The 12778-nt window shown below is 56.4% G+C and carries 8 protein-coding genes; 4 read left to right on the plus strand and 4 right to left on the minus strand.

Translation table 11 applies throughout. The features are described from left to right. Positions 1-105: 105 nt before the first annotated feature. Complete coding sequence (locus JUK32_RS13485; RefSeq protein WP_204139379.1) at positions 106-3177, plus strand: UPF0182 family protein; 3072 nt, start codon at positions 106-108, stop codon at positions 3175-3177. Positions 3178-3254: 77 nt separating this feature from the next. Here JUK32_RS13485 and JUK32_RS13490 read toward each other — a convergent pair whose 3' ends face one another. Continuing rightward, positions 3255-3686, minus strand: coding sequence for an EamA family transporter (locus JUK32_RS13490; protein WP_204139380.1), 432 nt, complete (start codon positions 3684-3686; stop codon positions 3255-3257). Positions 3687-3934: 248 nt separating this feature from the next. After that, positions 3935-4996, minus strand: coding sequence for a tetratricopeptide repeat protein (locus tag JUK32_RS13495; protein WP_239112639.1), 1062 nt, complete (start codon positions 4994-4996; stop codon positions 3935-3937). A 611-nt stretch (positions 4997-5607) separates the two neighbouring features. Between JUK32_RS13495 and JUK32_RS13500 the strand changes: the two genes are divergently transcribed. Both JUK32_RS13500 and JUK32_RS13505 read left to right on the plus strand, forming a co-directional pair. Continuing rightward, positions 5608-7260 carry a radical SAM protein gene (locus JUK32_RS13500; RefSeq protein WP_239112640.1) on the plus strand — a complete coding sequence of 551 codons (1653 nt, stop codon included), beginning with the start codon at positions 5608-5610 and terminating at the stop codon, positions 7258-7260. Between the two features lie 61 nt (positions 7261-7321). Continuing rightward, positions 7322-8041 (plus strand): triacylglycerol lipase, encoded by a 720-nt coding sequence (locus JUK32_RS13505; protein WP_204139383.1) that lies wholly within the window; start codon positions 7322-7324, stop codon positions 8039-8041. A gap of 134 nt (positions 8042-8175) precedes the next feature. Here the strand turns inward: JUK32_RS13505 and JUK32_RS13510 are convergent, their stop codons facing one another. Both JUK32_RS13510 and fabD read right to left on the minus strand, forming a co-directional pair. Further along, positions 8176-8817 (minus strand): 1-acyl-sn-glycerol-3-phosphate acyltransferase, encoded by a 642-nt coding sequence (locus JUK32_RS13510; protein ID WP_204139384.1) that lies wholly within the window; start codon positions 8815-8817, stop codon positions 8176-8178. Between the two features lie 17 nt (positions 8818-8834). Next, positions 8835-9719 (minus strand): ACP S-malonyltransferase, encoded by an 885-nt coding sequence (gene fabD / locus JUK32_RS13515; RefSeq protein ID WP_204139385.1) that lies wholly within the window; start codon positions 9717-9719, stop codon positions 8835-8837. Positions 9720-10111: 392 nt separating this feature from the next. Between fabD and JUK32_RS13520 the strand changes: the two genes are divergently transcribed. Beyond that, the gene (locus JUK32_RS13520) at positions 10112-12556 is read left to right on the plus strand and encodes a GAF domain-containing protein (protein ID WP_204139386.1); all 2445 of its coding nucleotides are present in this window, start codon (positions 10112-10114) and stop codon (positions 12554-12556) included. Positions 12557-12778 lie beyond the last annotated feature (222 nt).

The following is a 12778-nucleotide window of genomic DNA, read 5'->3' on the forward strand; positions in this document are numbered from 1 at the left end:
CAAGATGCCCCGCCCAAAATTCACTTGCATCCTACCCTCACGCGCTTCCTCATGCTTCTGTAACACCCCGCGACCACTCCCGCGATCGCCCCTTAAAATGCAGGCATGTTAGAAAAACGACTCCGGTATTGGTCTGGCTGGCCGTGGCTCATCGTCATCGGCAGCGGACTGCTATTAGCGCAAGTCATGGCCTACTTTTGGGCTGAGGGGCTGTGGTTCCAAGATGCGGGCTACAGCGATGTCTTTGTGCTGCGAGTGCGGAGTCAAGTCTTATTAGGGGGGCTGGCAACGGCGCTGAGTGGGCTGGTGCTCTGGGGTAATTTGACCCTGGCGAAACGGTTGCCGACTCCGGCCACGAGTGGTCACTCTTCGGTCGAGCGGGAGCGATCGCGCCAAACCGGCATCGGGTTGTTGCTGCTATTGCTGTTGACCAGTGGCCTCACCCTGATACTCGGCATCCAAATGTTGTACTTGGGCCGCGTGGTCACCAGCTACTGGGATCTTAGTTCCTCGGTTTACAATCCCGCGCCGCCGCTGCCGCTGTGGGCCAAACCCGAGGCGATCCGCGCAGTGCTGGTGCAGTTGGTCACCTATCCCTGGCAATTGGCTGCCCTACTGGTGGTCATCATGGCCTTCATCTTTTTGCCGCAGATCTGTACTGCGATCGCGGCCATCTTTGCCAGCCTCGCGCTGGGCCTCGCCCTCTCGGAGCAGTGGACTAAAGTCTTGACCGCGATCAATCCCGTCCCCTTTGAGACAGCGGATCCCCTCTTTGGCAACGACATCGGGTATTACGTCTTTCGGCTGCCCTTTTTAGAAGTGCTGGAATTTTGGTTCATCAGCCTAATCTTCTTTACCCTGGTTAGCGTCACACTGATCTATCTGCTGTCAGGCAATAGCCTCAGCAATGGCCGCTTCCCCGGCTTTACCTCACCTCAGCAGCGCCATTTGTACGGTTTGGGGGGCTTACTATTACTTGCTACCAGTCTGAACCATTGGCTCGGGCGGTTTGAAATTCTCTATTCGCCGCAAGGGGTAGTGTATGGCGCGAGCTATACCGATGTCAGAGTCGGCTTGCCGGTTTACACCGCGTTGAGCATTATTTCGCTCCTTTTGGGGATTGGAATGCTGTGGCGATCGCTCTTTTGGGCGATCGGCCTGCGCGATGTCATTGCCTGGGCTGGCGAAATTGCCCATCGCCAACACGCCACTTTGCCACCCCTCAACCAACGGCCCCTGACGACCCGTCCCCTGATTTGGGGCTTGGCCCTCTATCTCATCTTGGCCATAGTGGGAGGACTGCTCGCCCCCCGGCTGGTTCAGCAAATCATTGTGCAGCCGAATGAGTTACAACGCGAGCGCCCCTTCATTGAACGAGCGATCGCGCAAACTCGCGCCGCCTTTGACTTAGCCGATATCAATGTGCAGCCCTTTGTGCCGCAAGGTGATCTCACCTTTGACGATCTGGAAGAAAATCGCCTCACCCTCGACAACATTCGGCTGTGGGATACGCGGCCCCTGCTGCAAAGTAACCGCCAGCTCCAACAGATTCGCCTTTACTACGAATTTGCCGATGCCGACGTTGATCGCTACTCCCTGATTCAAGACGATGATTCCACCACGCTGCGGCAGGTCTTGATTTCCGCCCGCGAACTGAACTTTGAGCGCGTGCCCGAAGTGGCCCAAACTTGGGTAAACGAGCACCTGGTTTATACCCACGGCTACGGCTTCACCATGAGCCCGGTCAATACCGCCGATGATGACGGCCTACCCACCTACTTCATTCGCGACATCGACCATACCCCCAGCGACGAAGCCGTGCGCCGCAGCATTCCCGTCGGTACGCCCCGCATTTACTTCGGCGAATTGACCAACACCTACGTCATGGTCGATACCGAGGTCCAAGAACTGGACTTTCCCAGTGGTGACGATAATGCCTATACGACCTACGCCGGCAATCGTGGCATCTCCCTGGCCAATCCCCTGACCCGGCTGCTATTTGCCTGGCACCTCAAAGACTGGCAAATGCTATTTACCGAAGACTTTAACGACGCGACCCGGTTGTTGTATCGCCGTCCCATCACCGATCGCGTACAGACCATCGCGCCCTTCCTGCGCTTCGACGCCGATCCATACCTCGTCGTGGCGGATATTGGCGATGACAGTGAAACGTGGGGCACCAACGCCTCTGCTGCCAACACGACCCCTCCCGAGGAACCCAACTATTTGTATTGGGTAATCGATGCTTACACCACGAGCGATCGCTATCCCTATTCCGACCCGTTAGAAAACGATTTCAATTACATTCGCAACTCGGTCAAAGTGGTGATCGATGCCTACAGCGGCGCGATTCGGTTCTACATGACCGACGTTGATGACCCCATTATTCAAACTTGGAGTCGATTGCTGCCCGGCATGTTTGCCCCCATTGCCGATATGCCCCCTGCCCTCTTCGCCCACGTGCGCTATCCCCAGGATTACTTTCAGGTACAGTCCAACCAGTTGATGACGTACCACATGACCGACCCGCAAGTGTTTTATAACCGGGAAGACCAGTGGCGCGCCCCCAATGAAATTTACGCCAACGAAGCCCAAGAGGTGCAGCCCTATTACCTGATCATGCGGCTGCCGAATCAGCAACAGGAAGATTTCATTCAACTGCGACCCTTTACCCCGGCGCAGCGGAATAACCTAGTGGCCTGGCTAGCGGCGAGTTCGACCGGCGATCGCTATGGCGACATGCTGCTCTATCGCTTCCCCAAGCAGGTACTCGTGTTTGGGCCGGAGCAAATTGAAGCCCGCATTAACCAAGACCCGGCCATTTCCCAACGCATCTCCCTGTGGAATACCCAGGGGTCACGGGCCATTCAGGGCAACTTGCTGGTCATTCCCATCGAGCGATCGCTGCTCTATGTGGAACCCTTGTACCTGGAAGCCGAGCAAAACAGCCTGCCCATTTTGGCCCGCGTCATTTTGGTATACGGCAATCGCATCGCCATGGCCGAAACCTTGCCCGATGCCCTAGACGCCATCTTTCAGGGCGAACGCGAAACCGCTGCCCCTGTCATCCGTGACCTGGAAGCGGATAGCCAAATTGACACGATTTTGCCCGGGGTACTCGATGAACCCGCAGGCACTGATGCGGGTGCTGCCGATGCTGAGATCGAGCCGCCATAATCAACGTGGCCGAGGCCAATAGTGGGCTTTAGGTCCTTGCCAGCCAGCACGTCCGGTCAGGGGATTCAGCCAGCAACTCAGCGTTGCGGATTGATGCCAAATAGGACGATCGAGATCGCGGCCAGAGCCGCCGCGACCCAATCTTTTGTCGCCAAACTCTCGTGGGAAATGCTGACCGCCAGCCCAATCGTGACCAAAAAGCTCAAGCTGCGCAGCGTCGCCGCCACCGACACATCAATCACGCTCACGGCATAGTTAAAGGCCCACACACTGGTGAACAAAAACACCGCGAGTAAAGCGGGCCAGAGGAGCGCCGTTTTCTCAAACGGTTGCTTTTCGCCAAAGACAAGCCAGACGGCCACCGCGATGATCAGGCTGAACAAGTAGTAGAAAAAAGTCGTATTAGTTGGCCCAATGGCCGCTGTACTTTGCTTGTAGAGATAGGTACTGATGCCTAAGGTCAGCATCGACAGCAGTGCTAACAATAAACCGCTCAAGCTGGTGGGCATAAATCCTCCATAGACGTGATTCACTGCCAAGCCAACCACTCAAATTATTGGCGCAGCTTTGGATAGTGAACTACGGAATCACCAGGATTTGTCGCCTAATCTTGTGGTCGAAGCATCAGGAGGTGCAAGTGAAAGGTCATTCCACACCGCGATCAGGTAAAGGCACCCGGTCCCTGGGTCGTGACCTCAGGATGTTTGGTGATCCGACAGGGACCGGGTGCCTGGAAACGGGAAATGTGCTTGGATCTCTACACAGATTCTGTGAGGTAGTGGATATAGCGCTTGACCCGCTCAAAATCGCCCTGAGCAATGCAGGCCATCTTAAGGCTCGACAAGGCCTGTCGCTGCAGCGACAAATCTTGCAGGCGGATGGCCGCTTTGAGCCGTTCTTCGCGAGCTTGCAGCGCCTTGGCGGTATCGCCCAAGATGTCGTAATTAATCGACAAGCTCTCTAGCGTTTGGATTTCGCCGCGATCGTCTTGGAGTTGGCGCACGAGTTGCAGCCGCTCTTGCAGGTACACCACCGCGCGAGTGTAGTCGCCGATCGCATAACAAGCACTGTGCAAATTGCGCAGAATTTTGTTGACCACCGGCAGTTCCATGCGATCACGGCTGAGTCGGAGCAGGCGATCGTAATATTCGATAGTTTTTTGCGAGTTGCCAAGCGCATGATAAGCATTGCCCAAATTGCGCAAAATCTGCTCTAGTGCCACGAAGTCTTGATGGGCTTCAGCAATTTCCAAACTTTGCTCATAGAGGGCGACCGCTTGGTCGGACTTGCCTTGCACCCGATAAATTAGGGCCAAATTGCCCAAGGCACGCATTTCGGCTTCGCGATCGCAAACGGTTTGGGCCAGTCGCAAACTATGCGCCATGCAGGTTTCGGCATTTTTCAACTCGCCCAGATGGCGATAGCTGTTGCCCAAACAGCTCAGGGCTTGGTGTTGGAGAGCCTGATCGGTTAACTGTTGCGACAGCGCCAACCCCTGACGAGCATAGTCAGCAGCCCACAGGTAATCGGCCAGTGTGTAACATAGATGCGCCATGACGAGCACGACTCGGGCCGTTGATCGCGGCTGCGCCAAAACTTGAAACGCTTGTAAAGCCTTTTGAAAATCGGCCAAGGCGGCTACCGTATTGCCTTGGCGTTGGTGGGCTGCGCCCTGCTTCAGCGACTGCTTGGCCTCGGCGACTAGACAGGTTTGTTGCTCAGGGGTGAATGCTTGCGTAGAGAGTGCTTCATGAGAAGCTACTAGGGTTTCCTCTAGGAGGAGCTGTTCAACTGCTGCTTTGCTCGGGATATGTTGCATCGTGGTCACGGTACCTTTCTAAGCAGAAAATCTACTCAGAGTCTCTATTAAAAGTGCTTGAAAAACAGGGACTCTTGGGGGGCATAACCCAAGAGGGTTTGGGGGGGAACGAAAAAAGCGCGATAACCATGATCCCAAGTCAGCAAGTTTTCCCGTTGAGATTCCCCGAACATCAGAGGGCGGCCTTTCGGTAGGCTTTCTCGCCTGGGCACCGCTAGGGATACCAAATATGAGTTAGCGTCCTGCGGACAATTTCTTCTACCTCATAATTGGGGCTGCAAAAATGAAGAAAATTTATCTGTGATGTCATCTTAGTTAAAGTGTTTATGAAGCGTAACCGTGCATATAACCAGAACTTGACGTGTGTCGTTGGCCGCTAGATCCGCGTATTTTCGTGGTTTCATGAGCGGGTAGAGGGTGCGTTGACAGGTTGGGGCCATCATGATCGCGCGATCGCCCCCGTGCCCTTACCGAGCTCATCGTTGCCGTTGTTGATCGCTGGGCATCACTAGCTGCATGACATGGTGATTACTGGGCAACGGTGGGCAAATGGCCAATATACTGCTGGCGATCGCCAGCCAAAATTAAACAAGCATCTAGGAGAGAATAATCTGTTGACTGCGCCATTTCACTTAGAAAAACTGCTGTTTACGCCCGCAACCCCTGTAGATCAGGCGACGCCAGTGGTGTTTGCGTTTCCCAATGAATACACCATTGGCATTACTAGCCTGGGGTATCAGATCATTTGGGCCATGCTGGCGCAGCGGGCCGATTTGGCGGTGTCGCGCTTGTTCACCGATGGGCACGAGCCCTTGCCCACCCAGATTGAGCTGTTGGGCTTTTCCATGTCGTGGGAGCTGGACTACGCCAACATCCTCACCCAGTTGGAATCGTTGACGGTGCCGATCTTGTCGAGCGATCGCGGCAACGAGCATCCCCTGGTATTTGGCGGTGGCCCGGTGCTCACGGCTAATCCCGAACCCTTTGCCGCCTTTTTTGATGTGGTGCTACTGGGGGACGGTGAGGTCGTGCTGGAGGCGTTTATCGATGCGTATCAAACCGTGCGGGGCAGCGATCGCGCCACCCAACTGCGCCGCTTGGCCCAGGTGCCCGGCGTTTACGTGCCGGCGTTGTACGAGCCGATCTACGACAGTCCCACCGGCCCGATCGCAGCCATTCAGCCCGTGGATGCCGACATTCCCCCCGTGGTAGAAAAGCAAACCTATCGCGGCAACACCCTCTCGACCTCGTCGGTGGTGACGGAGAAGGCCGCGTGGGAAAACATCTACATGGTGGAAGTGGTGCGGAGCTGCCCCGAAATGTGTCGGTTCTGCTTGGCGAGTTATCTCACCCTGCCCTTTCGCACGGCCCCGGTGGCGGGTGCCCTGATGCCTGCGGTCGAAAAAGGTTTGGCCGTCACGAATCGCCTCGGCCTCCTCGGAGCGTCCGTCACCCAGCATCCCGAATTTGATGAGCTGCTGGACTATCTCAATCAACCTCGGTTTGACGACATGCGGCTGAGTATCGCCTCGGTGCGCACCAACACGGTGAACCAAAAGCTGACGGAAACCCTGACGCGCCACGGCACTAAATCCATCACGATCGCGATCGAAAGCGGTGCCGAACGGGTGCGGCAGATCGTCAACAAAAAACTGGCGACCGAAGAGATTGTGGCGGCGGCAGTGAATGCCAAGGCGGGGGGGCTCAGCGCGCTAAAGCTGTACGGCATGGCGGGCATTCCGGGCGAACTGCCGGAAGATTTGGACACCACTGCTGACCTGATGTTGCAGCTAAAAAAAGCAGCTCCGGGTTTGCGGCTCACGTTGGGCTGTAGCACCTTTGTGCCCAAGGCCCACACGCCGTTTCAGTGGTACGGGGTGAATCCTCAAGCGGATAAACGGCTGAAGCGGTTGCAAAAACGCCTGCGGCCCAACGGCATCGACTTTCGCCCCGAAAGCTATAACTGGTCAATCATTCAGGCGATGATTTCGCGGGGCGATCGCCGCCTCACCCCGCTGCTGCTGCAAGCTCGGGAATTTGGCGATTCCCTGGGCAGTTATAAACGGGCGTTCAAAGCCTTGAAGGGCGAACTGCCGCCGCTCGATTTTTACGTCCACGCCCATTGGGAACGGGAGCAGCCTTTGCCGTGGGAGCATTTGCAAGGCCCCCTGCCCAAAGCCACATTGCTGAAACATTTGGACAGCGCCACCACTCACTTTGCGCCCGATCCGCCAACCCCGGTACTGGCGGCTGGCCATCCCTGAAGGGTGCGGCCCAACCCTCCCCCACCGTCCCATAATGAAGGGTAGCGATCGCGAGAGTTTCATGACTTTGCCCACGGTAATCATTCCCGGCTATTTTGCGGGGGCGGCTCCTTACAAATCTCTGGAAGCGGACTTAAACCAGCGTGGTCTTTGGACAACGGTGGTGCCGCTGACCCAAGCCAGTTGGTTTCCCACCATCGGCGGCCGCTCGGTGCAGCCGATCTTGCAGGCCCTGGCAGAGACGGTCGAGCAGGCGATGGCGGCGACTGGGAGCGATCGCGTTAATCTGGTGGGCCACTCTGCCGGGGGATGGATTGCCCGGATTTATCTCGGCGATGAGCCCTATGATGTGCATCCCGCTGACCGCGATCGGCGCAACTGCTGGTCGGGCCACCGCTACGTGCAGACCCTGATCACCCTGGGTACGCCCCACACCAGCCAAGAGCGCTGGACTCGCCGCAACCTCGACTTTGTCAATCAGACTTACCCCGGTGCGTATCACCCCGACGTGCGCTACATCTGCTTTGCGGGCAAGGCCGTATTTGGGCAACGGTGGCGCACCTGGTTTACTTACAACAGCTATCAGATTACGGGCGGCAATGGCGCTTGCTGGGGCGATGGCATTACGCCCATCCCAGCGGCTCATTTGGACGGAGCGACTAACCTGGTGCTGGATGAGGTGCACCATTCTCCCAAACCGGGAATCGCTTGGTACGGCACGCCTCAAGTGGTGGATCAGTGGGCCACTGATCTCAATGTGGATTCGCTGCAAAGCCGATGAGGCGAAGGGTTGACTCTGGTTGTGCACCGGCGTTTATCTCGGTTTGCCATGGCTCTTGCGGAGTAGGCAAGTTCAAGACTTGGTGAGAGCAGTAGCAAGATTCATGCCAGGGCCGTTGCGGTGCAGCCGCACTCTTATCGACCTAAATCATGGAGCTGATGAATCGCCGCTGCACATTGTTCGGTGGTTTGTTGCAGCAACGCCTTATCGGTCTGGGCGGGGGGCGGAATGGGCTCGCCGATGCGCACCGTGAGGGGCAGCGATCGCGGCACTTTGCGCCCTTTGGGCAAAAGGCGATGGGTGCCCCACAGACTGACGGGCAGCAGCGGCGCTTGGGCTTTCGCCGCAATCAGCGCGGCCCCCAGCTTAGGGTTAGGAATGCGGCCATCGGCGGTGCGGGTGCCCTGCAAAAAGACCCCCACGGCCCACCCCTGGTCGAGTTGTTTTAACGCTTCGCGAATGGCACTGCGATCGGCACTGCCCCGCTTGACGGGATACGCCCCATATAAGCGAATGGCCGGAGCCAGCACCGGCACCTTAAACAGTTCCTCCTTGGCCATATAAGAGACGGGGCGGCGCACACAGCTCGACAAAATGGGCGGGTCAAAATCACTAGCGTGGTTGGCGACGACAATCAGCGGCCCCTGCTTGGGAACATGCTGCGCCCCTTCGACCCGCCCCCGAAAGTACAAGCGAAACGTCGGACTGACCACCGTCCATTTGAACAGGTAGTACAACAGCAAACTCGCCAGGGGTTCGCGATCGCGACTAGCCATAACAAGACGCCTCAGGGCTATAGAGCAGTGAGCTGCTCAAGGGTACCGACATTGGTGAGCTGCAACGATTTGACCGTGCGCTTGATCAGTCCTGTCAGCACATTGCCCGGCCCGACCTCGATGACTTGCTCGATGCCGAGGTCGGGTAGCGAGAGGGAAATCTCGCGCCACCGCACCGACCCGGTCATTTGTTGGGAAAGGCGCTGCTTTAGCGTCTTGGCATCAGTAGCGGGGGTGGGGTCAACGTTCGACAGAACCGGAATCTGGACATCGCGAAACTCCACCGCATCCAGCACCTGCTGAAATTCGCGAGACGCTGGAGCCATTAATGGCGAATGGAACGCCCCGCTGACATTCAGCTTGACCGCGCGCTTACTCTTCACAGCGGCGATGACCGCATCCACGCCTTCGGGCGTCCCCGAAATCACGACCTGCCCAGGATTGTTGTCGTTGGCCAATACCACGCCTTCGGTTTCGGCAATTTTGGCATCCAACTCGTCGCGGTTAAAGCCCATCAGGGCCGCCATCACCCCTTCGGAGGTTTGGGACATGAGTTCACCACGCAGCTTCACCAGCCGCAACCCCGGCCCAAAATCAAACGCCCCGGCCGCATACAACGCACCATATTCGCCCAGGCTATGCCCGGCGACGAGAGCGGGTTCATGGCCTTGTTCGCGTAACCAGTCCACCAACAGGCTTTCCAGCACGTAGAGGCAAGGCTGGGTGTACAAGGTATTCGAGACCTTGTCGTCTTCGCTCTGACAAATGGCGGCGACTGACCAACCCAGGATTTCATCCGCGATCGCCAACCGCTCTTGGCTGGTGGCATGGGTCATCAAGTCGAGTCCCATCCCCACCGATTGCGAGCCCTGACCAGGAAATACCCAGGCTGTGTTCACCATGACTGCCTTCTTTGTCTATCAAAATTTAAGATCTTGCATCTCTCACTCTCTCAAGAAATGGCCGTTTCGCAAAGTTGCCGCTTTCCTGGCCAGCAATTCTCAGGATCGCTTTCGGGGATTGAATGATGACGTTCACGCTGAGGGAGTCGTTCGCTCAGCGTTCTCCGAAGTCAGAAAGCCTACTTCGCCTTGCGCCCGGTTCAGGGTGAACGGTGAGCAGTTCAAACTGAGAATTGCCGCTTTCCTGGTTCAGCCAGTGACTGCTGTGGTTGGTCGCTGGCGGCACGAGCGAGTTGTCGAAATTTGGGGGGCGCGCGTGTGAATCTGCTGGGGACGGGTACTCTAGCAAGCAAACCAACTAGATGAATGCCTTCAGCGCACTACCCTTGCTTATGGATGCTGCCGTTGCCTCTTCTACGCTGCCCAACGCCCTGCAACAATTGGTGACTGGCTCACCAGAATGGCTGGCGTTGTTTGATCGCGATCGCCGGTATTGTCAGACTAGTCCGTCCTTGGCGGCTGTGCTGAACGCTAGCCAACTGGAATGGCTAGGACAGCATAATGCCGCTCTGGCAGAGATGACTCAACAGGCCGGGCTGCCCAAAGTTTGGCGCAAGTATTGGCAACAAGTCGACGACGCTTTGCTGACGGTGATACAGGAACAGCAGGCGGAAAAACGGGTGCACGCCCTCCCGAACGAAGACGGTGACTTGCAACTCTGTGAAGCAACGTATACCCCGATTTACGATGCCCAGGGACAGGTCGAAGCGGTGGTCAGTATGAGTCATCCCACCGTGATTCCCTCGGCTATGCAGGCAGCGGAAGTCAAAAGTCTGGCTGTCGCCCAGTTGGAAGCCTATCCAGACGCGATCGTAGGAGCCGAAATGCCTGATCTGACGGCGGCCTCATTGGCCAATTTAGCCGGGCCGCTGGCCCCCGTAGCCGCGTCACCAGTAGCCTCGCGGCTACCCACGCCAGGGGTCGGGCAGCCCGGACTACAGGTACACCAAACGGCTGAATTCCTCCAGGTTGTGCTGGACAATATTCCGCAATACATTTTTTGGAAAGACCTGAATTCGGTTTATCTGGGCTGTAACCAGCGCTGGGCCGAGATGGCGGGCTTTAACAATCCCAGTGAGGTGGTGGGCATTACCGATGACGATTTGCCGTGGACGCCCGAAGAAGCTGACTGGTACTTGAAGTGCGATCGCCGGGTGATGGCAACGGACACCCCCATGCTGCGTATCAAAGAGTCGCAGATGCAGGCCGACGGCAAACTCAGCTGGCGAGAAACCAGCAAACTCCCGCTACACGATGCCCAGGGCAACGTCGTGGGGTTGCTCGGCACTATTGAAGACATTACCGAGCGCAAAATTGCTGAGGATTTGCTGAAGCAGTCGGAAGCAACCTATCGCAAGCTGGCGAAACAAGAAGAGCTACTCAATCAAATTTCGAATCAGATCCGCCAGTCGCTCTCCGTCGCCGAAATTCAACAGCGCACGGTGCAAGAGGTACGCCAACTCTTCGATGTTGACCGCATGTTGATCTATCGCTTTGACAAAGACTGGCTGGGTCGGGTCGTGACCGAATCGGTGGAGGCTCCGTGGCGATCGCTGCTCAATGAAGCCACCCAAGATACCTGTTTTCCCGAAGAACATGCGGCGATGTACTTGGAGGGGCGAGTCCGCACCATTCCCAACGTCGCCACTGCCGATCTGGATGAATGTCATCGTGACTTTTTGCTCGACATGCAAGTGCAGGCCAACGCGATCGTGCCCATCCTCGTCCGTGATGAACTGTGGGGCCTATTGATCGCCCATCAGTGCTCCGGCCCCCGCGACTGGCAAGAGGAAGAGATCAAATTGCTGAAGGCGCTCGCGGCCCAGGTCAGCATTGCCATTCAGCAAGCCGAACTGTACGCCCAAACGAAGCAAAGCGGTGATCTGGCCCAGCAAAAAGCTGCTGAACTCGAAAATGCGTTGCAAACCCTGCAAAAAACACAAACCCAACTCGTCCAGACGGAAAAAATGTCCGGGCTGGGGCAAATGGTGGCGGGCATCGCCCACGAAATTAATAACCCGGTCAACTTTATCTACGGCAATATTCCCCACATTAAGGAACACCTCACCGACCTCACCGACCTCTTAAGCCTCTACCGAGAAAATTATCCCGAGCCCGTGGAAGCGGTTGATGATTTCATCGAGGAAATTGACCTTGATTATGTGTTAGAAGACCTCAATAAAATCTTGAAGTCGTTTCAGATTGGGAGTCAGCGCATTCAGCAAATTGTGACCTCGCTGCGGACCTTTTCACGCCTCGATGAAGCGGAGAAAAAAGACGTCAATTTGCATGAAGGCATCGACAGCACGTTGTTGATTTTGCAACATCGCCTTAAGGCAAAAGCCGATCGCCCGGTCATTCAGGTGGTCAAAGACTACGCCGACTTGCCCTTGGTGGAGTGCTATCCCAGCCAACTCAACCAAGTCTTTATGAACATTTTGGGCAATGGCATTGATGCTCTAGAGCAAGAAATCACTGCCGGCGGCAGGGCACAGAAATCTGAGCCGCCGACGATCGCGATCGCCACCGAACAACTCCAGGGCGAGGTATTAATTCGCATTCGCGATAATGGGCCGGGCATTGCGGAAAAACATCGGGCGCGGCTCTTTGATCCCTTTTTCACCACCAAACCAATTGGCAAAGGCACGGGACTCGGCCTTTCCATTAGCCACCAAATTGTCACCGAACGCCACGGCGGACGCCTCATCGTCGTCTCCGAAGCCAATCAGGGCACCGAATTTCAGATTTATGTGCCCTTAACCCATGTTTCTGCCTAGCGGTATTTGCCCGATCCAGCTCTCTGTATCCAACTGTCTGTAAAGTTAAGGCTGACCTGACTGCGATCGGCGGCAGAGGTTAAGGACACGGGTCTTGACGGAAGCGAAAGCCGCGCTCACTGCCTTGCTGCTCCTTTCTAAGGGTGTAAGTAGCTGGGCCTAATTAAACGATAGCCTGGTGGCTGATTTCGACTCCGCTCAATCAGCGATATTGCTTGGCAG

This window comes from Halomicronema sp. CCY15110, from assembly GCF_016888165.1.
Classification (GTDB): Bacteria; Cyanobacteriota; Cyanobacteriia; order Phormidesmidales; family Phormidesmidaceae; genus Halomicronema.

Bases quoted from the DNA above. Each gene is read 5' to 3' on its own strand.
- JUK32_RS13485 (WP_204139379.1), top strand. From the start codon at position 106: ATGTTAGAAAAACGACTCCGGTATTGGTCTGGCTGGCCGTGGCTCATC.
- JUK32_RS13490 (WP_204139380.1), bottom strand. From the start codon at position 3,686: ATGCCCACCAGCTTGAGCGGTTTATTGTTAGCACTGCTGTCGATGCTG.
- JUK32_RS13495 (WP_239112639.1), bottom strand. From the start codon at position 4,996: ATGCAACATATCCCGAGCAAAGCAGCAGTTGAACAGCTCCTCCTAGAG.
- JUK32_RS13505 (WP_204139383.1), top strand. From the start codon at position 7,322: ATGACTTTGCCCACGGTAATCATTCCCGGCTATTTTGCGGGGGCGGCT.
- JUK32_RS13510 (WP_204139384.1), bottom strand. From the start codon at position 8,817: ATGGCTAGTCGCGATCGCGAACCCCTGGCGAGTTTGCTGTTGTACTAC.
- fabD (WP_204139385.1), bottom strand. From the start codon at position 9,719: ATGGTGAACACAGCCTGGGTATTTCCTGGTCAGGGCTCGCAATCGGTG.
- JUK32_RS13520 (WP_204139386.1), top strand. From the start codon at position 10,112: ATGGATGCTGCCGTTGCCTCTTCTACGCTGCCCAACGCCCTGCAACAA.